This is a genomic window from Parvibaculum sp., assembly GCF_049672805.1.
GTDB lineage: Bacteria > Pseudomonadota > Alphaproteobacteria > Parvibaculales > Parvibaculaceae > Parvibaculum.
Genome location: NZ_JBATWS010000133.1, coordinates 1 through 21,740, shown reverse-complemented (window position 1 = coordinate 21,740; position 21,740 = coordinate 1). Strand labels below are relative to the sequence as shown.

The 21,740-nt window shown below is 61.1% G+C and carries 19 protein-coding genes; 8 read left to right on the top strand and 11 right to left on the bottom strand.

Going from position 1 to position 21,740, the window contains the following annotated elements; genetic code table 11:
• Window positions 1-639 precede the first annotated feature (639 nt).
• Window positions 640-3,330, top strand: a complete 2,691-nt coding sequence (acnA, locus tag WBF74_RS04205) for an aconitate hydratase AcnA (RefSeq protein WP_424435637.1) — start codon at window positions 640-642, stop codon at window positions 3,328-3,330.
• A gap of 71 nt (window positions 3,331-3,401) precedes the next feature.
• On the opposite strand, the gene WBF74_RS04200 is transcribed toward acnA, so the two are convergent.
• The 4 genes from WBF74_RS04200 to WBF74_RS04185 are packed head-to-tail and all read right to left on the bottom strand — an operon-like array spanning window position 3,402 to window position 8,209.
• Entirely contained in the window at window positions 3,402-4,532 is a 1,131-nt protein-coding gene (locus WBF74_RS04200; RefSeq protein WP_424435634.1) for a DUF4340 domain-containing protein, read from the bottom strand.
• A 2-nt stretch (window positions 4,533-4,534) separates the two neighbouring features.
• Window positions 4,535-6,466 carry a GldG family protein gene (locus WBF74_RS04195; RefSeq protein WP_424435631.1) on the bottom strand — a complete coding sequence of 644 codons (1,932 nt, stop codon included), beginning with the start codon at window positions 6,464-6,466 and terminating at the stop codon, window positions 4,535-4,537.
• A 4-nt stretch (window positions 6,467-6,470) separates the two neighbouring features.
• Entirely contained in the window at window positions 6,471-7,205 is a 735-nt protein-coding gene (locus tag WBF74_RS04190) for an ABC transporter permease subunit (protein WP_424435628.1), read from the bottom strand.
• Window positions 7,202-8,209 carry an ABC transporter ATP-binding protein gene (locus WBF74_RS04185; RefSeq protein ID WP_424435625.1) on the bottom strand — a complete coding sequence of 336 codons (1,008 nt, stop codon included), beginning with the start codon at window positions 8,207-8,209 and terminating at the stop codon, window positions 7,202-7,204. The genes WBF74_RS04190 and WBF74_RS04185 overlap by 4 nt, the downstream gene beginning before the upstream one ends.
• A gap of 577 nt (window positions 8,210-8,786) precedes the next feature.
• Here WBF74_RS04185 and WBF74_RS04180 point away from each other — a divergent pair.
• The gene (locus WBF74_RS04180) at window positions 8,787-9,182 is read left to right on the top strand and encodes a DUF2794 domain-containing protein (RefSeq protein WP_424435622.1); all 396 of its coding nucleotides are present in this window, start codon (window positions 8,787-8,789) and stop codon (window positions 9,180-9,182) included.
• A gap of 73 nt (window positions 9,183-9,255) precedes the next feature.
• Here the strand turns inward: WBF74_RS04180 and WBF74_RS04175 are convergent, their stop codons facing one another.
• From WBF74_RS04175 to WBF74_RS04165, 3 genes are all read right to left on the bottom strand, one after another.
• The gene (locus WBF74_RS04175) at window positions 9,256-10,014 is read right to left on the bottom strand and encodes a Bax inhibitor-1/YccA family protein (RefSeq protein ID WP_424435619.1); all 759 of its coding nucleotides are present in this window, start codon (window positions 10,012-10,014) and stop codon (window positions 9,256-9,258) included.
• A 128-nt stretch (window positions 10,015-10,142) separates the two neighbouring features.
• The gene (locus tag WBF74_RS04170; RefSeq protein ID WP_424435616.1) at window positions 10,143-12,704 is read right to left on the bottom strand and encodes an ABC transporter permease; all 2,562 of its coding nucleotides are present in this window, start codon (window positions 12,702-12,704) and stop codon (window positions 10,143-10,145) included.
• On the bottom strand, window positions 12,701-13,393 hold the full coding sequence (locus tag WBF74_RS04165) for an ABC transporter ATP-binding protein (RefSeq protein WP_424435613.1): 693 nt from the start codon (window positions 13,391-13,393) through the stop codon (window positions 12,701-12,703). Before WBF74_RS04165 ends, WBF74_RS04170 begins: the two co-directional genes overlap by 4 nt.
• 149 nt (window positions 13,394-13,542) lie before the next feature.
• On the opposite strand from WBF74_RS04165, the gene WBF74_RS04160 reads away from it, so the two are divergent.
• The 3 genes from WBF74_RS04160 (at window position 13,543) to thpR (ending at window position 16,020) form a co-directional block, all read left to right on the top strand.
• On the top strand, window positions 13,543-14,235 hold the full coding sequence (locus WBF74_RS04160) for an arylesterase (protein ID WP_424435610.1): 693 nt from the start codon (window positions 13,543-13,545) through the stop codon (window positions 14,233-14,235).
• An 81-nt stretch (window positions 14,236-14,316) separates the two neighbouring features.
• Window positions 14,317-15,357 carry an NADP(H)-dependent aldo-keto reductase gene (locus tag WBF74_RS04155; protein WP_424435607.1) on the top strand — a complete coding sequence of 347 codons (1,041 nt, stop codon included), beginning with the start codon at window positions 14,317-14,319 and terminating at the stop codon, window positions 15,355-15,357.
• A gap of 108 nt (window positions 15,358-15,465) precedes the next feature.
• Window positions 15,466-16,020 (top strand): RNA 2',3'-cyclic phosphodiesterase, encoded by a 555-nt coding sequence (gene thpR / locus WBF74_RS04150; RefSeq protein WP_424435604.1) that lies wholly within the window; start codon window positions 15,466-15,468, stop codon window positions 16,018-16,020.
• On the opposite strand, the gene WBF74_RS04145 is transcribed toward thpR, so the two are convergent.
• The gene (locus tag WBF74_RS04145) at window positions 16,017-16,439 is read right to left on the bottom strand and encodes a metallopeptidase family protein (protein ID WP_424435601.1); all 423 of its coding nucleotides are present in this window, start codon (window positions 16,437-16,439) and stop codon (window positions 16,017-16,019) included. The genes thpR and WBF74_RS04145 overlap by 4 nt on opposite strands.
• A gap of 88 nt (window positions 16,440-16,527) precedes the next feature.
• Here WBF74_RS04145 and WBF74_RS04140 point away from each other — a divergent pair, with 88 nt between their 5' ends.
• Together WBF74_RS04140 and WBF74_RS04135 are read left to right on the top strand one after the other, a co-directional pair.
• The gene (locus tag WBF74_RS04140) at window positions 16,528-16,842 is read left to right on the top strand and encodes a 4a-hydroxytetrahydrobiopterin dehydratase (protein WP_424435598.1); all 315 of its coding nucleotides are present in this window, start codon (window positions 16,528-16,530) and stop codon (window positions 16,840-16,842) included.
• Window positions 16,843-16,850: 8 nt separating this feature from the next.
• Window positions 16,851-18,119 (top strand): NAD(P)/FAD-dependent oxidoreductase, encoded by a 1,269-nt coding sequence (locus WBF74_RS04135; protein WP_424435595.1) that lies wholly within the window; start codon window positions 16,851-16,853, stop codon window positions 18,117-18,119.
• A gap of 55 nt (window positions 18,120-18,174) precedes the next feature.
• On the opposite strand, the gene WBF74_RS04130 is transcribed toward WBF74_RS04135, so the two are convergent.
• Window positions 18,175-18,957 (bottom strand): SDR family NAD(P)-dependent oxidoreductase, encoded by a 783-nt coding sequence (locus WBF74_RS04130; protein WP_424435592.1) that lies wholly within the window; start codon window positions 18,955-18,957, stop codon window positions 18,175-18,177.
• Window positions 18,958-19,221: 264 nt separating this feature from the next.
• Between WBF74_RS04130 and WBF74_RS04125 the strand changes: the two genes are divergently transcribed.
• The gene (locus WBF74_RS04125) at window positions 19,222-19,644 is read left to right on the top strand and encodes a YkvA family protein (RefSeq protein WP_424435589.1); all 423 of its coding nucleotides are present in this window, start codon (window positions 19,222-19,224) and stop codon (window positions 19,642-19,644) included.
• Window positions 19,645-19,720: 76 nt separating this feature from the next.
• Here WBF74_RS04125 and WBF74_RS04120 read toward each other — a convergent pair whose 3' ends face one another.
• Both WBF74_RS04120 and WBF74_RS04115 read right to left on the bottom strand, forming a co-directional pair.
• Window positions 19,721-20,944, bottom strand: a complete 1,224-nt coding sequence (locus WBF74_RS04120) for a serine hydrolase domain-containing protein (RefSeq protein ID WP_424435586.1) — start codon at window positions 20,942-20,944, stop codon at window positions 19,721-19,723.
• Between the two features lie 41 nt (window positions 20,945-20,985).
• Complete coding sequence (locus WBF74_RS04115; protein WP_424435583.1) at window positions 20,986-21,681, bottom strand: GDSL-type esterase/lipase family protein; 696 nt, start codon at window positions 21,679-21,681, stop codon at window positions 20,986-20,988.
• Between the last annotated feature and the right edge of the window lie 59 nt (window positions 21,682-21,740).

Genomic DNA, 21,740 nt, shown 5'->3' with positions numbered 1-21,740 from the left:
ATGGCGAAAAAGGCGACGGACAAATCCACTGCCGCGAATAAAAAACCCGTAGCGAAGAAAGCCGCTGCAGCAAAGAAAGCTGCCCCGGCAAAAGCGACAGCCGCAAAGAAGACGGCAGCAAAAAAGCCTGCCGCAAAGAAGGCCGTAGCGAAGAAGACCACCGCGGCGAAGCCTGCTGCCAAGAAGCCCGCTGCGAAAAAGGCTGCGCCGAAGAAGGCCGTTGCTGCAAAGAAGCCCGCAGCCAAGAAGGCAACCGCGAAAAAGACCGTTACCCCGAAAGCCAAGGCCACGGCGAAGAAGGCCGTTACGACCGCCCGCAAGGCGAAGAAGGCTGCCCCCGGCGCCGCCGCGCGCAAGACGGCCCAGAAGGCAACGCGCGCCGCAAAGCGTGACGTGAAGGTTGTGAAGAAAGCCGCCGTCGCCGCAAAGAAGGCAACGGCAAAGAAGCCTGCTGCAAAGAAAGCAGCAGCAGCGAAGAAGCCCGTCGCAAAGAAGGCGACGGCCGCAAAGAAGCCCGCAGCAAAAAAGACCACGACTGCGAAGAAAGCCGCTCCGGCCACGAAGCCGGCAGCGAAGAAATCTGTGACGAAGGCTGCGGCGGGCAAGACTGCCGCATCCGCCCCCAAGAAGGCCCGTAAAGTGAGTAAGACAACTTCCCAGAGCAACAGCTTCGGCGCGCGCAAGGTGCTGAAGGTTGGTAAGCGCAACTACACCTATTTCAGCCTGCCGGCTGCAGAAAAGGCCGGCCTTGCCGGTATTTCGCGTCTGCCTTTCTCCATGAAAGTGCTGCTCGAAAATCTGCTGCGCTATGAAGACGGTCGCACCGTCACCCGCGAGGATATCGAGGCGGTGAAGACCTGGCTCGAGACGCGCACCTCTGACCGCGAAATCGCCTATCGCCCGGCCCGCGTGCTGATGCAGGACTTCACCGGCGTTCCCGCCGTTGTGGACCTTGCCGCCATGCGCGATGCCGTGAAGAACCTTGGCAGCAACCCACAGAAGATCAATCCGCTGGTGCCGGTCGATCTCGTCATCGACCACTCGGTCATGGTGGACAAGTTCGGCACGCCGACCGCCTTCCGCGAGAACACGGAAATCGAATATCAGCGCAACCGCGAGCGCTATGAGTTCCTGCGCTGGGGTTCGCGCGCCTTCAACAATTTCCGCGTCGTGCCGCCGGGCACGGGCATCTGCCACCAGGTGAACCTCGAATATCTTGCCCAGACCGTCTGGACCAAGACCGAAGGCAAGGAAGAAATCGCCTATCCCGACACCTGCGTCGGCACGGACAGCCACACCACCATGGTGAACGGCCTTGCCGTTCTCGGCTGGGGCGTGGGCGGCATCGAAGCGGAAGCGGCCATGCTCGGCCAGCCCGTCTCCATGCTCATCCCGGAAGTGATCGGCTTCAAGCTGACCGGCAAGCTCAATGACGGCGTGACAGCGACCGACATGGTGCTCACCGTCACCGAGATGCTCCGCAAGAAGGGCGTGGTCGGCAAGTTCGTCGAATATTACGGCAACGGCCTCGACAATCTCTCGCTTGAAGACCGCGCGACCATCGCCAACATGGCACCGGAATATGGCGCAACCTGCGGCTTCTTCCCGGTGGATGACGAGACGCTGAAATATCTCCGCGCCACGGGCCGCTCGGAAGAGCGCGTCGCCCTCGTCGAAGCCTATGCGAAGGCGCAGGGCATGTTCCGTGAAAAGGACATGGAAGACCCGATCTTCACAGACACGCTGTCGCTCGACCTCAGCACCGTCGTGCCGAGCCTTGCAGGCCCGAAGCGTCCGCAGGACCGCGTGGCGCTGACGGATGTGAAGCAGAGCTTCCTTGCTTCGCTTGAAGGCGAATTCGGCAAGCCCGGCCAGGCCGGAACGCGCGTTCCCGTTGAAGGCCGCGACCATGATCTCGGTCACGGCGACGTGGTGATTGCCGCGATCACCTCCTGCACCAACACCTCCAACCCGAACGTGCTGGTGGCCGCAGGCCTCGTTGCCCGCAACGCCCGCAAGCTCGGCCTCAAGGTGAAGCCCTGGGTGAAGACCTCTCTCGCCCCCGGCTCGCAGGTTGTGACCGACTATCTCACCAAGTCCGGCCTGCAGGACGATCTCGACGCGCTCGGCTTCGATCTCGTCGGCTATGGCTGCACGACCTGTATCGGCAACTCCGGTCCGCTTCCGACCGAAATCAGCCAGGCGATCAACAAGAACGATCTCGTGGCTTCCGCCGTTCTGTCGGGCAACCGCAACTTCGAAGGCCGCGTGTCGCCGGATGTGCGGGCGAACTATCTCGCCTCGCCGCCCCTCGTCGTCGCCTATGCGCTGGCAGGCTCCACCCAGATCGACCTCACGAGCGAACCGCTCGGCACGGGCAGCAATGGCCAGCCGGTGTATCTCAAGGACATCTGGCCGAGCACGCAGGAAGTTGCCGAAACGGTGCGCGCCTGCGTCACGCCGGAAATGTTCCGCGAGCGCTATGCCAACGTCTTTGACGGCGATGATGCATGGAAGAGCATCAATGTGTCGGGCGGCCTCACCTATGACTGGGATGCCGACTCGACCTATGTGCAGAACCCGCCCTACTTCGTCGACATGGGCCGCGAACCTGCTCCGCTCAGCGATGTGAAGGATGCGCGCATCCTCGGTCTCTTCGGTGACTCGATCACGACCGACCACATCTCGCCCGCGGGCAACATCAAGGTTCAGAGCCCGGCCGGTGCCTACCTCAACTCCAAGCAGGTCGGCGCTCAGGACTTCAACTCCTATGGCGCGCGCCGTGGCAACCATGAAGTCATGATGCGCGGCACCTTCGCCAATATCCGCATCAAGAACCAGATGCTGAAGGGCATTGAAGGCGGCCTGACCAAGCTGCAGCCGGAAGGCACGCAGATGCCGATCTATGATGCGGCAATGGAGTACAAGCGCCGCAACGTTCCGCTCGTCATCTTTGCGGGCAAGGAATATGGCACCGGTTCCAGCCGCGACTGGGCGGCGAAGGGCACCATGCTCCTTGGCGTGAAAGCCGTGATCGCGCAGAGCTTCGAGCGTATCCACCGTTCGAACCTGGTCGGCATGGGCGTGGCACCGCTCCAGTTCCTGAACGACATGAGCTGGCAGTCACTCGGCCTTGACGGCTCGGAGACGGTGACGATCGAAGGCCTCGCCAATGTGAAGCCGCGCAGCAAGGTCAACGCGGTCATCACCTTTGCCGATGGCGCCAGGCAGTCCGTCGAACTTCTCTGCCGCATCGATACGCAGGATGAAGTCGAATATTACGAGCATGGCGGCATCCTCCAATATGTGCTGCGGAACCTCGCAGCCTGAGGAAGAAGCAACCTCAAATGAAAAGGGCGTCCTTCGGGACGCCCTTTTTTATTGCCGTGATGAAGTGAGGCTTATTCGACCGGCACCGACATGAAATCCGCCGGGCCTGCCTCGCGCGTTACCGCATCGAGCGTCTGCACAAGCTGGTTGCTCGTATCCTGCGGCAGCTTGTAGGCCCAGGCAGAAAGCCGCGCGGAAAGCTTGTCCGCCCGCGCCTTCGCCGCTTCCATGTCAGAGCCTTCAACCGCAAGCTCGGGATCAAGCTCCACCGGGAAGGCACCCCAGAGCGCACCGCCCTGCCCTCCCATGATCAGGGAGAGACGCAGGCCGTCGAAAGTTTCCACGGTCACGCGCGGACCTTCTTCCGGCATTTCAAGCGTCTCGGCGGGCACCACATCATCGAAACTCGATTCGAGAATGGCTTCCGCCGTCTTGTTGATGACGGGCGCCCCGCGCGTCGCACGGCCCTCCGGTATATTGGCGAGAACGAAATCGGCGGCAGAGCGATCTGCCCGTTCCATCACCACCGGATGTTCGGTGCCCGCCCAGAGCGTGACACGCGCCACATCTTCGCGCGGAATATCGACAAAGGCCGGATCAAGCCAGGCGACCGCATTCTTGTGGAGCGGCATGTGGCCGCGCGCGAGCCAGGACTGGTCCTCGCCGTCGCGCCGCACATAGATGAGGCCTTCACCCTTCACATCGACTGCCCGCTCCGGCACCTTGCCGACGAGAAGACCCGCCATGCGCTCTTCCCCGCTGAAATATTCGATGCGAATGGCAGAGCCGATATCTTCCGGCTTCATCAGGCCGAGATTGCGGTGCCATTCAGGATTGGCCGTGCGCGGCTCATAGGCTTCCATATTGCCCGCGCCCAGAAGTGCGCGACGCACCAGCTCATCATCCGCCGGATAGCCCGCCCGCGAGGTGATGCCCCAGCGGCCATCCTCCTTGCGGATCATCTCCACAATTTCCTCGCCGCCCATACCGCGGCTCGACGTGTAAACAATGCGGTCCACGCGGTCGAGCTTCGTTGCAAGCCCCTCAAAAAGGGGATGCGGCACGAAATTGGTCCGCACACTGCTCTGATCATTGATGACCGCAACACTTGCCGCGACAACGGCAATCGCGGTGGCACCTGCCAGGATGACGAGGTTTCGCAGAGGCTTGTTGCCCCGAAGGGCGGCGCGCGAAGCACTCATGTTCAGGCCCCCTTTTCCACTGTCGCCTTGCGGCGGCGATAACGCAGGAATGCGGCCACCAGCGCCACGAGGGCAAGGATGATCGGCACCAGCGCGATATTCACGAAATGAAGCTGCGCACCGAGGTTTTCAACATCGCGGCGCAGATCGCGCTGCACATCGCGCAGCTTCTTGCGGCTGTCGAGAAGCTCGGCACGGAAGCGCGCAATGGCTTCTTCTTCCGCTTCTGTTGCGCCGCGTTCGGCCATGCCGCCGATCTGGATTTCGGTGAGGTTGCGCTCGGCTTCCGCAATCTTCTTCTCAAGCGCTTCCTGCTCGGCAAGGAAGCGGCGCTCCGCATTGCGCTGAAGCTCTTCCACCACCGTGAAGGGCCGGTCGATCTTGTCGCGCGCACGCAGCGAGATCAGTTCGTTCGAGCCCATCAGATTGTCGATGGCCGACATGATGAAAACCGCATTGTCGGCAATCGGCTGCGCGATGCGTTCGCCAAGATAGGACTCAGTCCGCACCCAGAAGCGGTCATCGAAAATATCGCTATCGGCAAAGATGATGATGTTGGCGTCTTCCTTCGAAGCCGCAATATGCTCGCCCGCCTTCTGCAGCCCCCGGCGCGGCTTCTGCCCGTCCGGCAGCACCTCAGCATCAGGCTGTGCTTCGAAGGCACTCTTCACCGGGCCGGAGAGACGCGCCGCAATGACATATTTCTCGCCCGTCGGGTTGAAGTTCCGCAGCAACGCATCGGGCTGCGGACCTGTCTTCACATAGTCCACATCGTAAAGCTGCGCATCTTCCGTCGAGAAGACGAGCGGCGTGAAGGTCGTCGTCGCGCCTTCCACCGGCGTGAAGTGACCAACCGTGCCGAGATTGAGCCGCGATACCTCGGAGGTGACGATATCCTCACCATCAAGATTGTCGCGCGGCACGGCAAGCCAGATGACGTAGTCGCTTTCCTGCCGCCGCGCATCGAGCCCGGTGCGCACGCGCTGCGCAATCGCCCTGTCGCCGACGATCTTGGACGGATCGTAATGCACGCCCCAGCTTTCAAGCAGCGGGCCGAGATCCGACTTTTCGGTATAGCCACGGATCGGCTCGCCATTCGGCCCCGCGGTGAGGCTTACTTCCGAATGCGGATCGACAAAGGCAAGCACATGGCCGCCCCGCATGACGAACTGGTCAACGGCATAGAGCGTGCGCCCGTCGAGCGGCCGCGGATGCACGATCATCAGCACATCCACCCGGTCCGGCACCACTTCGAACTGCTGCTCCAGAAACTCGATCTGGAAACGGTCGCGCAGCTCTTCATAGATCATGAAGGGCAGCGACTCGCCGCGCATTGCCGACATGAGCCCGCCCGTGCCCGTATCGATGGGCAGATTGGTGACGATGCCGAGAACCGGGCGCTGCGGGCGGCTCAGATTCTGGATCATGCGCGCAATGTCATATTCGAGATATTGCTCACGCTCATCCGTGAAGAAGGGGATCGATTCCAGCCCGTCCACCGCATTGGTGCCGACAAGGCCGAAATAGATGATGTCACCCGACTGTGTCGGCGCGCCCTTGAGGCCGAGCGACATGGCGAGATCTTCCTCTTCCGAGAAAGGCTCGGGATCGATCACTTCAAGCCGCAACATGCCACCTGAATGTGCGCGGATTTCTTCCAGGAGATCGCGCACATGACCGGCATAAGTACGAATACGGGCATAATCCGTTGCAAGTTTTTCCGAATAGAAAAAGCGCAGCGTGATCGGTTCTTCGATCCGCGACACCACATCCACCGTGCCCGCCGACAGGGTGTAGAGATTGTTCTCGGTGAGATCGATACGCGCGGAACGGAACATGATGTTCGAAAACATGTTCACCGCGAGGAAGAGCACGGCAAGCAGCACCAGCGTGATGACGCGATAGGCCGAACGGCTGATCTGTTGGTTCAGCATCAGATCACCCCGCCTTCTTCATATCGACGACGATACCGCAGGCAATGAGCCATACGGCGATCAGCGAGGAGAAATAGATCACGTCGCGCAGATCAATGACGCCGCGCGTGATCGCGTTGAAATGGGTCAGGAAGGAGAAGGACGCGATGGTGGAAACCACCTGTTGCGGCGCCCAGCTTGCGAAGAAATCCGTCACGATGGGAAGCCCCGAAACCGTGAAGAGGAAACACACAACCACGCTCACCACAAAGGCGATGACCTGATTGCGCGTGACCGCCGAAAGGCAGGAGCCGATGGCGAGATAGCCGCCCGCCATGAAGAAGCTGCCAATATAGCCGGCAAGGATCACACCATTATCCGGATTGCCGAGATAATTGACTGTGAGCCACATCGGAAAGGTGAGCGCGAGCGCTATGCCGGAGAAAACCCAGGCCGCGAGAAACTTGCCCAGCACCGCCGCCCAAAGCGGGATCGGCAGCGAGAGCAGAAGCTCGATCGATCCCGTGCGCCGCTCTTCCGCCCAAAGCCGCATGGAGATGGCCGGAATAAGGAAGAGATAGAGCCAGGGATGGAAATTGAAGAAGATGGTGAGATCCGCCTGCCCGCTCTCGTAATAGCCGCCGAGATAGAAGGTGAAGGCGCCCATCGTGAAGAGGAAAATCACGATGAAGATGAACGCGAGCGGTGTGGCGAAATAGCCGCCAAGCTCGCGGCGGAAAATAGCGAGAAGTTCGTTCATGCCGCGCTCCTTCCGGCGGTATCGGAGCGCGTAAGGCTGCGGAACACTTCATCAAGGCGGCCCGGCTCGCCATAAAGCGCGCGCACATGCCAGCCTTCTTCACGCGCAAGCCGCGCCACCGCATCAATAAGCTGCGTGTCATCGGGGGAGTTGGCTTCGGGGAAGAGCGTGAAAGTCGTCTCCTCGCCGCGCGGCAGCACCTCGATACTTGAAATGTTCGGGATGTTGCGGAGCTGGTCGGCAATCACGACCGTGCTCTGGCCGCTCAGTGTGAGCGATACCGCATTGTGATAGCGCGAGCGCGCCATCAGCGCACCGGGTGTGCCATCGGCCACCACACGGCCGCGATCAATGATGAGCGCGCGGGTGCAGATCGCATCCACCTCTTCGAGAATATGGGTGGAGATGATGATGGCCTTTTCCTTCGCCATACGGCCGATCAGCTTGCGCACTTCGAATTTCTGATTCGGATCGAGACCATCCGTCGGCTCGTCCATGATCAGCACGGGCGGATTGTGCAGGATCGCCTGCGCAAGCCCGACGCGGCGGCGGAAGCCTTTGGAGAGCGTGTCGATGGGCTGTTCCAGCACGGAGTGAAGCTCGGTCGCTTCTACAGCGCGCTCAATGGCATCACTTGCTTCCTTGCCCGAAAGACGGCGCACCCGCGCGATGAAGGCGAGAAAGCCGCGCGTTGTCATGTCGCCATAGGCAGGCGCACCTTCCGGCAGATAACCGATCTCGCGCTGTGCCTGAAGAGGGGACTGGATAATGTCGTGACCACAGATACGCGCCGTTCCCGCGCTGGGCGCGAGAAAGCCGGTGATCATTTTCATCGTCGTGGATTTGCCCGCACCATTCGGTCCGAGAAAGCCGAGAACCTCGCCACGCCGAACCTCAAAGCTGATCGTGTCAACGGCGGTGAACGGGCCAAACCGCTTGGCAAGCCCGTCAATGACGATCATCGGCTCGCCGCTTTCCTGCGCCGGGCGGTCTTCGCTCGTCATGCTCTTCGTGGAACCGCTTATGATGTCTCTCCCCGGCGGATTTGACGAAGGTAAACCTCCGTTCCGTTGTCTCTTCTTATCACCACGCCGCTCCCCTAGGCGTGAATTTTGTGTAGGCCACGCCGCCTGACCCTTCAAGTGAAAGATGTTTCATTTTCTGGCGACTACGGACAATGCGCGCACAAGCCGGAAAAGAAAAAGGCCGCTCGGGAGGGGGGGGATCCCGAGCGGCCGCAGCTTATAGCTGATCTTGTTGCTCACCCCGAGGGGGAAGGGGTTGGCCCGGCTCCCCCAATCTATCCCGGTGGGGCTGGGGGGCTGATGAAACCGGAACGTCGCAAGGAACCGGGCCAGTGAGGCAACGGTGATAAGATGGAGGGCCAGTGTGGCTGGCGAAGGGCTGAAACAAGGCAATATTGTGGATTTGTCGCTCATGACCCCCGCGATGAAAACCCGCAGAAAACCTTGTTTTTCTCAGCGGCGGACGTGTTCGTTTGACCGTCCTTGTGTCGTGCTGCTGTCATGCCATGCGCGATGTGTGCGTTAGTGGAACAAAAAAGAAGAAGGACCGCCCGGCATGACAGACAGCTCGCCTGACGGAACCGGCAGGACGAATGAGGCAGCACCGCTGAGCCTTGTTCCGGCGCCATCCTCCCTTTCCGCGAGGGAGGCGGAAGTCTTCTTCAATCGCGCCGAGCTTGACGCCATCCTCTCCGTCTATGGACGCAAGGTTGCGGAAGGCGAGTGGCGCGACTATGCGATGGGCGGCTCAAAAGACGTTGCGGTCTTCGCCGTTTTCCGGCGCACCAGCGAAATCCCTCTCTATCGCATCGAGAAGCGCCCCAAGCTTGCGCGCAGACAGGGCGCCTACAGCGTCATCGCCGCAAGCGGCCAGATATTGAAGCGCGGGCATGAACTTTCGCAGGTGCTGCGCATCTTCGAGAAGCGCAAGCTCCGCCTTGTCGATGACTGAGCACGGACAGCCTCTCCAATGCAAAAAGCCCCAGCATCGCTGCCGGGGCTTTGTTGTTTGTGTCGCGTCACGCCTAGTTGCGCTGCGTGCCGAGGAACTGCAGCAGGAACATGAACATGTTGATGAAGTCGAGATAGAGCGAGAGAGCGCCCATCACCGCCTTCTTGCCAGCGGCGGCAACGCTGTCGCCTTCATAGTACATGCCCTTGATGCGCTGCGTGTCATAGGCGGTGAGACCCGCAAAGATCAGTACGCCAAGCACCGAGATCGCAAACTGCAGCGCCGAGCTCTGCAGGAAGAAGTTCACCACCATCGCGATGAGAATACCGACCAGACCCATGAAAAGGAACGATCCCATTCCGGTCAGGTCACGCTTCGTCGTGTAGCCGTAAAGGCTGAGCGAGCCGAAGGCTGCTGCCGTCACGAAGAAGGTTGTGGTGATGCTCTCGCCCGTAAAGACGAGGAAAATCGAAGAGAGCGAAAGCCCCATCACCGCCGCAAAGGTCCAGAAAATCATCTGGGTCGCAGCAAGGCTCAGCTTCTGGATGCCGAAGCTCAGCACGAGAACGAAGGCGAGCGGCGCGAGCATGACAACCCAGCGCAGCGGGCTCGTATAGAGCGTCTCACCAAAGCTCGTGAGCAGCGGCCCACCCGCCGTTTCCTGCACGGCAGCGGCATAGGCGAAATAGGCGACCAACCCGGTCAGGGCGAGAGCGCCTGCCATATAGTTGTAAACGCTGAGCATATAGCTCCGCAGGCCCTGGTCGATCGACATGTCGGCGGTCGCGCCGAGCCGTGTCTGGTGGAGCCGTTCCTGATTGTAATTCGCCATAGATACGCACCCTCCTTGGTGTGTGCTTGCACATATATTGGCCGGAGGCTGTGCGAATTCAAGCAAAACCGGGCCCTGGAGCGCCCGCTCACAAAGGCTTGATCGTGGAAGCGGCGCCTCGCAGCGGCCTAATCAACCCGCAAGACGGGGGCCGCAGGCATGGAAAGCGCCCGCCATGTCCCCATAAGGCCGAGCAGGACGGTGACGAAGGTCGCCCCGATCACGGTTAATGCGAGCGTGCCGGGCAGGAAGTGCCAGGGAAGCTCCATCAGCACCGTCACCACCACCCAGGCAGCGACCGTGCCCGCAAGGGCGGCCACCAGCGCCGTCGCAAGGCCAAGCACGGCATATTCTCTTATATAGATGCCGAGAATGCGCGCGCGTGTGGCCCCCAGCACCTTCAGCACCACCGCATCGCGCACGCGCGAACGAAAGCCTGCCGCCATCGCCCCGGCCAGCACGAGAATGCCTGCAACAAGCGTGATGCCGCCCGTGGCCCGGACGGCGACCGCAAAATTGCCGAGCAGCTCGTTCACCGCTTCGAGCGCCTCGCGCACGCGGACAGAAGTGATGTTCGGAAATGCCGATGTCACTTCCCGTTCCAGCGCCTCCTCGGCAAGCGGACCGCCGCTCATCTCGACGGTTGCGAGTACCGTATGCGGCGCGGCGGAAAGCATACCCGGCGAGAAGACCAGCACGAAATTGATGCCGAGATTGGTCCAGTCGATCTGGCGCGTATTCGCAATCTCCGCCGTGATTTCGCGGCCGAGCACATTGATCGTGATGGTGTCACCGATATTGACGCCGAAACCCTGCGCAAGTTCTTCTGAGAAGGAGACAAGCGGCGGGCCGGAATAGTCAGCGGGCCACCAGCTTCCCCGCACCAGGGACGAGCCTTCGGGTAATTCCGCTGAATAGGTAATGCCCCTGTCGCCGCGCAGCGCCCATTGCGCTTCCTGCGCCACGGTGAGCTGATCGGCGGGAATGCCGTTCACGGCGGCGATCTTCCCGCGCAGCATGGGTACACGGTTGAAGCCCGTCACATCATCTCGTGCAACGACGAGTGTCTCCAGCGCATCGATCTGATCGGGCTGCACATCGACAAAGAAGAAGGCAGGTGCGCGATCCGGCAGGTCGCGCGTGATCTCGCCCGTGAGATTGCCATTGATGAGCGATACGGTGACGAGAAGCGTAAGGCCAAGACCGAGCGACAGCACAACGGCCGGCGTCGGTGCACCGGGGCGATGAATATTGGCAAGCGCAAGCCGCAACTCTGGTGAACGCAGGCGCGGCGCCCGTGCCGCAAGCGCCATGATGCCGCGCGCCGCAAGCGAGAGCAGGACAAAGACACCAGCGGCCCCCAGCACAAACCAGATGGCAAAGAGACGCTCTTCGGCAAGGGCAATGGCAAGCCCTGCAAGCAGCGCAAGCGTTGCCGCCGTCGCCGCCATGTAACCGGCGCGCGGGAAGCGCCGCACCGGCGCGATGAGATCGCGGAAAAGGCTCGTCGCCGGAATCTCCCGCGCGCGCGCAAGCGGCCAGATCGCAAAAGCAAGCGCCGTGAGAACACCATAAGCAGCCGCCAGCAGCAACGGCCCGCCATAAATGCCAAGCTCTGCGGGCACAGGGATCATGTCGCCCGCCACCGCTTCCACGAGGAAGGGCATGGTCGCGCCAATGAGAAGACCGATAATGATGCCCGCCGCCGCAAGCGCCATGACCTGCAACAGATAGAGCCGGAAGATGAGCGCGCCCGGTGCACCGAGACATTTGAAAATCGCAATCGTCGTGCGCTTGCCATCAATATGCGATTTGACGGCATTGGCAACGCCGACACCGCCAACCACAAGCGCCGTCAATCCGACCAGCGACAGAAAGAGCGCGACACGTTCGACAAAGCGGCGCACGCCCGGCGCGCTGTCGCTTCTGTCCTGCACACGCCAGCCCGCATCGGGAAAGCGGTCGGTGAGCGCCGCCGTCCATACCGCAATATCGGCGGGCGAGCGCGCCGCATCGCCGAGGCGAATCCGGTAGTGATATTCAACAAGGCTGCCCGGCTGCACGAGGCCCGTGCCGTTCAGCGCATCTCGCGAGATCATCGCACGGGGGCCGAGCGCAAAACCATCCGATACGCGATCCGGCTCCTTCACGATGGTTGCGCGAAGATCGAACTCCTGTTCACCGATCCGCACCGCATCACCCACTTCTACGCCAAGCCGCGAAAGAAGATTGGGCTCGACCACAAGGCCGGGTCGGCCATTGCGAAACTGCAAGGCTTCTTCAAGCGGCTGCTCGGGTGAGAGCATCACGCGGCCATAAAGCGGATAGGCGCGATCCACCGCCTTCAGCTCCACCAGCGTCTGCCCGCGCGCGGCATTTTCATCGGCGCTGCGGGCCATGGCGCGCATTTCGGCGGAGGACGTGACCTCTGCATCGCGCGCAAACCAGGCGCGTTCTTCCGCGCTTGCTTCGCGGTGAATGAGACGTATGCTGACATCGCCGCCAAGAATATCCTGTCCGCCTTCCGCAAGGCCGCGCGTCAGCGCCGCCGAAACGGAGCCGACACCCGCAATCGCCGCGACGCCCAGCGCAAGACAGGCGATGAAAACGCGGAAGCCACTAATGCCGCCGCGCAATTCGCGCCGCGCAAGCCGGGCCGCAAGCGCAAGCGACGTCGCCTTGCCGCTCATGCGGATGCTCCCGCCTCGATCCGCTCCACAAGACCGTCGCGGAGCCGGACGACCCGGTCGCAGCGCGCGGCCAGCGCTTCATCATGGGTGATGAGGACAAGCGTTGCATTGCGCCGCGCGTGAAGATCGAACATCAGCTCGACAATCTCATGGCCCGTTGACTGATCGAGATTGCCGGTCGGCTCATCCGCCAGCAGAATTTCGGGATCACCCGCGACAGCCCGCGCCAGCGCCACGCGCTGCTGCTCACCGCCTGAAAGCTGCCCCGGATAATGGGTGAGGCGATGGCCGAGGCCGACAAGCTTCAACTCCTCTTCCGCCCGGTCGAAGGCATCCGCCCTGCCCGCAAATTCAAGCGGGATAGCGACATTCTCAAGCGCCGTCATGGTGGGAATGAGGTGGAAAGACTGGAAGACGATGCCTATGTGATCGCGGCGGAAACGGGCAAGCTCGTCCTCACCCAGCTTCGTGAAATCGGCACCGGCACAAATGACCCGCCCCGAACTTGGCCGCTCAAGACCGGCCAGCACCATGAGGAGCGTCGATTTGCCGGAGCCGGAGGGACCGACAAGACCCGCCGTCTCGCCCTTGGCGATCCGAAGATCAATGCCCTTGAGAATATTGACCGGCCCCGCAGTGCTCGGCAGGCTGAGTTTCACGCTGTCGAGTTCGATGATTGCGTCGGTCAAAAAATCGCCTTCCCTGTGGTCTTGTCTGGATCGCCTTGTCAGGCAAGCGGATGGAACATTAGGCCTCGGAAGCGGGAATGAAAACGACGGGGCGGATTTGGCCCCGGCGACACTCGACCCGACACTCGAAACAAAAAGTGAGTTACCTCATGCGATATGGCCACGCGGCTTCGCTTTGCAAGTTCTTCTTCAGCGCGGCACTTCTCTTTACCGTCGCCCTCACCACACCCTCTTTCGCGGCAGGGCAAAGCGCCGGAGCGGATGAGAAAACCTCAAGGGAAATCACCATTGTTGCGCTGGGCGACAGCCTCACGGCGGGTTATCTGCTCGGCCCGTCCGAAGGCTTTGCGGACCGCCTGCAAGCCGCCCTGCACGAGGCCGGTCACGACAATGTGAAAGTCCTCAATGCGGGTGTGTCCGGCGATACGAGCGCGGGCGGCCTTGCCCGGCTCGACTGGGCGGTGGGGCCGGAGGCCGATGCCGTAATCGTGGAGCTTGGCGCCAATGATGCGCTGCGGGCGATCGACCCGGAGCTTACCCGCAAGAATCTGGGAGAGATCGTCTCCCGGCTCAAGGCGCGGGGCCTGCCTGTTCTGCTGGCGGGCATGCTCGCCCCGCCCAATCTGGGCCGCGACTATGGCGAGGCCTTCAATTCGATCTACCCGGACCTCGCACGCGAACACGGCCTCATCCTCTATCCCTTCTTCCTCCAGGGCGTGGCTGGCGAGCGGCACCTCAACCTTGCAGATGGCATCCATCCGACCGCCGAGGGCATCGACATCATCGTCAGGGGCATCCTCCCCAGCATCGAGAAGCTGATTGCCGAGGTTCAGGAGAGATAGTCGGAAAGATTGCCCCGCCTGCCACTCTGGTGAGATAAAGGCGGAAACGGAAACAACAAAAATATCTTCGGGGGGCTTCCTATGGAGTATCGCGAACTCGGGCGCACCGGCATCAAGGTGAGCGCCATCTGCCTTGGCACCATGACCTGGGGCCAGCAGAACACCGAGGCAGAAGGCCATGAGCAGATGGATTATGCCATCGACAATGGCATCAACTTCTTCGACACGGCGGAAATGTATGCCGTGCCGCCGCGGGCAGAAACGCAAGGCGCGACCGAAAAGATCATCGGCAGCTGGTTCAAGGCGCGCGGCAATCGCGACAAGGTGATTCTCGCAACCAAAGTTGCCGGTCGCAGCCCGATGAAATGGCTCCGCCGCGACGGCTCCGGCACGGAACAGAGCCGCGCCCAGATTCTCGAAGCGGTGGACCGGAGCCTTGAGCGCCTCCAGACCGATTACATCGATCTCTACCAGCTTCACTGGCCGGACCGTCCGATCAACCTGTTCGGCGGCCTTGGCTACAAGCATATGGAAGGCCCGACCAATCCGATCCCCGAAATCCTCGAAACACTTCAGGAAATCGTGAAGGCAGGCAAGGTCCGCTATATCGGCCTTTCCAATGAAACCCCCTGGGGCACGATGACCTTCCTCCATCATGCGGAGATGAAGGGCCTGCCGCGCGTGCAGTCGATCCAGAACGCCTACAACCTTGTGAACCGCACCTTCGAGCTTGGCGGCTCGGAAATCGCGATGCGCGAAGGCGTCGGGCTTCTCGCCTATTCGCCGCTCGCACAGGGCTATCTCACGGGAAAATATCAGAATGGCGCGCTGCCTGCCGGCTCCCGCAAGCAGCTTTTCAACCGCCTGCAACGCTATGAAAGCCCGCAGACGAACCGCGCCATTGACGCCTATCTTGCTATCGCGAAGAAGCATGGCCTCGACCCGTCGCAAATGGCAAACCAGTTCGTGACGACGCGGCCCTTCGTGACCTCGAACATCATTGGCGCAACGACGATGGAACAGTTGAAGCTCGCCGTCACCAGCATCAATGTGAAATGGACGGAAGAACTGGAACAGGATATCGAGGCAGCCCATCTCGATCAGCCGAACCCCGCGCCGTAAGCGGCCATTTCCGGGCTTGACCCGGCACACTGATGCCGCACACTCGGCAAACGATATTCTTCATGCCCGGGCCATGGACCCGGGCATGCGTTTTTTGAGTGAACAGACATGATCCGCCTTTTCACAGCCCTCGAAATTCCCGATGAAGTGGCCGAGAAAATCGCGCCGCTGCAACACGGGCTTGATGGTGCTCGCTGGATCGAGCGACCGGATCTCCACATCACGCTGCGCTTCGCGGGCGATATTCCCAATGACGTGGCAGAAGATTTCGCGGCAGCGCTTGACGAGATTCCCGTCGAGCCTTTCGAGGTGGAGCTCGAAGGGCTGGGCGAGTTTGGCGGCAAGCGCCCGCACACGCTTTATGCGGGCGTGAAACCTTCCGAGGCGCTGGCCGTTCTCCATGCCCGGCATGAAAGCGCCGCTCGGCGCGCGGGCCTCAAACCGGAAACGCGGAACTACACGCCCCATGTCACCATTGCGCGCCTGTCACGCGTGGAGACAGACGCTGTCTATGATTTCATCCGCGCACATTCGCCCTTTGCGGCGCCTGTTTTCACCGTGTCACATTTCACGCTCTTCTCCGCGCGCTCAAGCATTGGCGGCGGGCCTTATGTGGCGGAGCATCGCTACCCGACTGACATCTGGGGCGAGGACGACGACTAGTCTCCGCCTTCCATCGCCTCTTCGATCGCATGCATGTCATCGTCGGACAGGCCTATATGGTGCCCTATCTCATGCACGAGAACGTGGGTGATGAGATGGCCGAGCGTTTCGTCATATTCCGCCCAGTAATCAAGCATGGGCCTGCGATAGAGAAACACCATATCAGGCATATGGAACGGCTCGGACACGGAGCGATCGATATGAGAAATGCCCTGATAGAGACCAAGCAGATCGAACGGGCTCTCAAGTTCCATCTCGGTGGCAATCTCCTCATCGGGAAAATCCTCCACCCGGATGAGAAGCCCCTCGCAGCGAGAGCGAAAGCTTTCCGGCAGACGCGCAAAGGCGTCATGCGCCATGCGCTCGAAATCCTCAAGCGTCGGCGCCTTGAGATCGTGCCAGTCCATTTCACCCGCCATGTCACTCACCCGAAACAATCGCTGCTTGCACCCGAAGCTTAAGAGGGCGAGGCTTTGGCAGCAAATCACCCCTCTGCAGGAGATCGTCATGAGCGGAAAGCTGACCGGAAAAGAACGCCAGAAGGCATTGGCACCCCTGAAGGGCTGGACGAAAGTGCGTGGCCGCGACGCCATCGAGAAAAGCTATCGCTTTCGGGATTTCAACGAAGCCTTCGGCTTCATGTCTCGCGTGGCGCTTGCGGCGGAGAAGATGGATCACCACCCCGAATGGGCGAATGTCTGGAACCGCGTCGATGTCGTGCTGACAACGCATGATGCGGGCGGCGTCTCGGACAAGGATGTGACGCTCGCCAAGCTGATGGATAAATGGGCGGGCCGCGCAGGCAAGGCGCCAGCAAAATGAGGTGACATATGCCCGATGCAGCAGGGCTGCCGCGGATAGTCATTCTGGGCGCAGGCTTTGGCGGTCTTACCGCCGCCAGAGCGCTGCGAAAGGCTGCTGTGTCGATCACGCTGATTGATCGTCAAAATTATCATCTCTTTCAGCCACTGCTTTATCAGGTTGCAACAGCAACACTCTCACCGGCTGACATTGCCGTGCCGGTGCGCTCCACCTTCAGGGATCAGAAAAATACGAGCGTCCTGCTTGGAACCGTTGAAGACGTGGACCGGCAGGCGCGTCTCGTAAAGCTCGCAGATGGGCGCGATGTACCCTTCGACTATCTCATCATCGCGACGGGTGCAGGCCACGCCTACTTCGGCCATGATGAATGGGCGCCTTACGCACCGGGCCTGAAAAAGATTGATGATGCAACCGAGATCAGGCGTCGCGTGCTGCTTGCTTTCGAAAAGGCGGAAACCGAGCCAGATCCTGCGCGCCGCGCGGCGCTTCTCACTTTTGTCATTGTCGGCGGCGGTCCGACCGGTGTGGAAATGGCTGGTGCCATTATCGAGCTTGCCTGCAAAACGCTGGTGCGCGATTTCCGCCGTATCGACACCTCCGCCGCGCGTGTGATTCTGGTTGAAGCGGGACAGCGAATTCTACCTGCCTTCTCCGAAGACCTCTCTGCCTTCGCCGCCGCCTCGCTCCGCAAGAAAGGCGTGGAAATCCTCTGCGGCAATCCGGTGACAAATATCGACGCAATGACGGTAACGATTGGCGAGGAGGCGGTTCCTGCGCGCACAGTCGTCTGGGCAGCCGGTGTAAAAGCCTCCCCCGCCGGCAAATGGCTCGGCGTAGAGGGTGATCGCGCAGGCCGGGTAGCCGTAACGCCGCGCCTCGCCCTGCCGGATGATGAACGCATTTTCGTGATTGGTGACACCGCCGCCGTTGAGTGGACAGAAGGCCGCCTGGTGCCGGGCATCGCGCCTGCGGCAAAGCAGATGGGCAATCATGCTGCGCGCGCCATTTGCTCAGCACTTTCATGCCGCGAGATGCCAACCTTCCGCTATCGCCATCAAGGCAATCTCGCAACGATTGGCCGCCAAAGCGCGATCATCGATTTCGGACGCCTCCGAATGAAAGGCTTTCTCGCCTGGCTCGTCTGGGGCGCGGCGCATATCTATTTCCTGATCGGCTTCCGCAACCGCCTTTTCGTGATGACGCATTGGGTATGGTCCTATCTCACGCTTCGCCAAGGCGTGCGGCTCATCACCGGCTCAACCGATCTCCCGGAATAAAAAAAGCCCCCGGCGTTTCCACCGGGGGCTTTCCGTTTTCGGAAATCCGAAAGACTTAGCGCGGCGCCATGCGGATCGCGCCGTCGAGGCGGACCGTTTCACCGTTGAAGTAGCCGTTGCGGATCATCTCGGTTGCAAGCGAGGCATACTCGTCCGGATTGCCGAGACGGGCCGGGAACGGCACCTGCGCGCCAAGCGCCTGACGAACCTTTTCCGGCGCGCCGGCGAGCAGCGGCGTGTCGAAGATGCCCGGCAGGATCGTGTTGACGCGGATGCCTTCGCGGCTGAGGTCGCGCGCGATGGGGAGCGTCATGCCGACGACACCGGCCTTGGAAGCGGAGTAAGCAGCCTGACCGATCTGGCCATCCTGCGCGGCGACGGAGCCGGTGTTGACGATCGCACCACGGTCACCATCCGGCAGCGGATCGAGCGTGAGCATGCCGGCAGCCGACTTCGCGATGCAGCGGAACGTGCCGACGAGGTTGATCTGGATGATGAGGTTGAACTTGTCGAGCGGGAAATGTTCCGGCTTGCCGGTTTCCTTGTTCTTCGAGGCGGTCTTGATCGCGTTGCCGGTGCCCGCGCAGTTCACGAGGATGCGCTCCTGGCCGATCGCGGCGCGAACCTTTTCAAAGCCCGCATCAACGCTGGCTTCATCTGTCACGTTCACCTTCGCGAAAACGCCACCAAGCTCCTTCGCAAGGGCTTCGCCCTTCTCTTCCTGAAGATCGAAAATACCGATCTTCACGCCTTCCTTGGCGAGACGGCGAGCGGTGGCCGCGCCGAGGCCCGACGCGCCGCCGGTGATGATGGCGCTGATGCTGGAATCGAGTTTCATGCGTTCATTCCTTCTCTGCACGGGCTGAAAGCGCCCCGCATTTCCTTGTTCTCGGGCGACGAGAGCGCCCGGTTGGCGCCGATTTAACAAATTCGGTGGGCAAAGAGCGAGCCAAAAATGGCCAAAAAACAGGCCATTTGGCCGCGCAGGGCTTCGCCGCACCATTGACGCAACGTCGCCTTGGCTTGCAAGGCAGCGTCCCGCGCACCATCTTGGTGCCATTGCCGGGCGGGGGCAGCGGAGCCACGCTTAAGAGGGAGCGAGATGCCCTTGTCACGAGGAAATCCCGAAGCAGAAGGCGCAGAAACCGACCTTCTCGATCCAAAACACCAGTTGCCCGCCACGATTGCGCGCAATGAGGAGAAGGTGCGGGCAGGTTTCTGGAAGAAGATGGTCCGCGTCGCAAGCAAGGTGCCCTTTGCCGAGGATGCCGCCGCCGCATGGTTCTGCGCACGCGACCCGCGCACACCGACGCGGGTGCGGGCAACGCTTCTGGCGGCACTCGCCTATTTCGTGACGCCCGCCGATCTCATCCCCGATTTCGTCGTGGTCTTCGGCTTCACCGATGACGCCGCCGTGCTGATGGCCGCGCTCGGCCTTGTCTCAAGCTACATGAAGCCCGACCACCGGAAAGCAGCACGGCAGGCACTGGGCCTGCCGCCTGTAGAGGATGAGGACGGGAAGTAAGGAACTCCCCTCACTGTCACGGTCGGGCTTGACCCGGCCATGACGCGTTGAACTTTTCAACCAGCCTCAGGCGCCCTTACGCAACCCACGCACCGCTTTCATTTGAGCGGTAGCCGAGCGAGCGATAGGCCGCATCGACAAGCGCCTGCCCGCGATCATTGAGCAGGATGCCCGCGCCCATGCGGTTCATGTTGTAGCCGAAGCTCATCCGCGCTTCCGGGTCCGCAAAGCCGATGGAACCGCCCATGCCGACATGGCCGAACGCCGCATCGCTCATGATACAGGATGAGTTCAGCTCATTCTTCAGCTTGCGATTATCCATCGACTTCATGAAGCCAAGCGCAAAGCGCGTCGGAATGAGGAGCGTCGCATCTTCATGCGTCGCCATCGAAACCCGGCCCATCCGCGCAAGCGTGTCGCTGCCGACGAGATTGCCGCCGCCGTTCGCAAGCGGCTGATACATGCCCGCAAGATTGCGCCCGTTCGAAACGCCATTGCCGGAGCCGACTTCCGCCGCAAGCCATTCCCTCGAATTGAAATCGGCATTGCCACCATTCATCAGGAAGAGATGCGCGGGGCTTGTCGGGTCCGTCATCACGGCCTGCGTGAACCTTGAGTTCAGCTGTGCCGGATCAGGCTCGGCATAGATCATCGGCGCAATACGCGGCGCGACTTCATCCGGCGTACCGATCCAGAAATCAAGACCAAGCGGGCCTGCCACCTCATCGGCAAAAAAGCGTCCCGTACGCTTGCCCGACGCGCGGTGAACAATCTCGCCCACCGTCCAGGCGAGCGTCACGCCATGATAGCCATTGCGCGTGCCCGGCCTCCAGAACGGCTCTTCCTCCTCGATGAGTTTGACCATGTAGTCATAGTCGTAATAGGCGCCGTCCTTCAGCTTCGTCCGCACATGCGGAACACCCGCCGAATGATCGAGCATCATGGAGACGAGCGTGTCTTCCTTCCCGTTCTTTGCATATTCCGGCCAGTAGTCGGAAACCTTCGCATCGAGATCGAGCTTGCCGCGATCAGCCAGAATATGCGCGCAAAGCGATGTCGCGCCCTTTGTGCAGGAGAAGACGACGGAGACCGTATCCTTCTCCCACGCATCGCCGTCCCGCGCCTTGCGACCGCCCCAAAGATCGAGCACCGTCTTGCCTTCAAGCGTGATGGCGACATTGGCGCCGACTTCATCGCGCGTCTCGAAGTTTTCGACAAAGGCATCCACGACCTGTTTGAACTTCGGGTCATAGATGCCGTGCAGCGTGCCTGCTTTCGTCTCTCTGGAAAAATTCTCCACCGCCATTCCCTCCTGATTTTTGATTGTCGTTTTTGAACCTTTTAGCGGCTGGAGCGCAACCCGCCATAACCCGCCTCGATGAGAACAGGCCGGATCGCTGCCGTGAGCGCCTGATAGCCGTTCCTGTTGAGCGAGAGCCCGTCCCAGCGAAAAAGTTCTTCCCTGATGCGTCCTTTCTCATCGACCATGGCTGGCGTCACATCGAGGAAATAGGCGCCCGTTTCGCCACTCACATAATCCGCAATCAGCGCATTGGCGCGCTGCGCGCCATACCAGCGCTCCTCGCGTGCAGGGGACGGACGGATCGACACGAAAATGACAGGGGCCATCAGACCTTCTGCGCGCAGCGACAGAAGAAGCGTTCGGAAATCATCAAGCAGGTCTTCGGGTCTGCGTCCGCGCACATCGGCGAGATCGGCATCGCCTGCCATGACGATGATGGCGCGCGGCTTGTAGGGATGAATGATGCGCGCGCGATAATGATTGATATGCGGGATCTGCGCCCCGCCAAAGCCCCGCCCGATCACGGGTACGGGCGCCATGTCTTCCGCCAGTGTCGTCCAGAGGCGCACATCCCGCCCGCCGACAAAGAGCACCGCATTTTCAGGCGGCGGGTTCGACACGTCGCGCCGTTCGAAATCCGCAATCTCGCCTTCCCAGTAACTCGCATCGCCCGAAGCGAGCAGCACATAGATGAGGAAAGCGAAAAGCGCCACCAGCGCGACGCCGAAGGTCACACCAAGCGCAAGCAGGGCGCGCTTCAGTTATGTGTTTCCCCCGTCACTGTTTCCCCGGA

Excerpts from the sequence above, each read along its gene's own strand:
- WBF74_RS04125 (WP_424435589.1), top strand. The coding sequence starts at position 19,222 with ATGCCCTTGTCACGAGGAAATCCCGAAGCAGAAGGCGCAGAAACCGAC.
- WBF74_RS04160 (WP_424435610.1), top strand. The coding sequence starts at position 13,543 with ATGCGATATGGCCACGCGGCTTCGCTTTGCAAGTTCTTCTTCAGCGCG.
- WBF74_RS04145 (WP_424435601.1), bottom strand. The coding sequence starts at position 16,439 with ATGGCGGGTGAAATGGACTGGCACGATCTCAAGGCGCCGACGCTTGAG.
- WBF74_RS04200 (WP_424435634.1), bottom strand. The coding sequence starts at position 4,532 with ATGAGTGCTTCGCGCGCCGCCCTTCGGGGCAACAAGCCTCTGCGAAAC.
- WBF74_RS04175 (WP_424435619.1), bottom strand. The coding sequence starts at position 10,014 with ATGGCGAATTACAATCAGGAACGGCTCCACCAGACACGGCTCGGCGCG.
- WBF74_RS04140 (WP_424435598.1), top strand. The coding sequence starts at position 16,528 with ATGAGCGGAAAGCTGACCGGAAAAGAACGCCAGAAGGCATTGGCACCC.
- WBF74_RS04155 (WP_424435607.1), top strand. The coding sequence starts at position 14,317 with ATGGAGTATCGCGAACTCGGGCGCACCGGCATCAAGGTGAGCGCCATC.
- WBF74_RS04185 (WP_424435625.1), bottom strand. The coding sequence starts at position 8,209 with ATGACGAGCGAAGACCGCCCGGCGCAGGAAAGCGGCGAGCCGATGATC.
- WBF74_RS04180 (WP_424435622.1), top strand. The coding sequence starts at position 8,787 with ATGACAGACAGCTCGCCTGACGGAACCGGCAGGACGAATGAGGCAGCA.
- WBF74_RS04135 (WP_424435595.1), top strand. The coding sequence starts at position 16,851 with ATGCCCGATGCAGCAGGGCTGCCGCGGATAGTCATTCTGGGCGCAGGC.
- WBF74_RS04195 (WP_424435631.1), bottom strand. The coding sequence starts at position 6,466 with ATGCTGAACCAACAGATCAGCCGTTCGGCCTATCGCGTCATCACGCTG.
- WBF74_RS04130 (WP_424435592.1), bottom strand. The coding sequence starts at position 18,957 with ATGAAACTCGATTCCAGCATCAGCGCCATCATCACCGGCGGCGCGTCG.
- thpR (WP_424435604.1), top strand. The coding sequence starts at position 15,466 with ATGATCCGCCTTTTCACAGCCCTCGAAATTCCCGATGAAGTGGCCGAG.
- WBF74_RS04170 (WP_424435616.1), bottom strand. The coding sequence starts at position 12,704 with ATGAGCGGCAAGGCGACGTCGCTTGCGCTTGCGGCCCGGCTTGCGCGG.
- WBF74_RS04190 (WP_424435628.1), bottom strand. The coding sequence starts at position 7,205 with ATGAACGAACTTCTCGCTATTTTCCGCCGCGAGCTTGGCGGCTATTTC.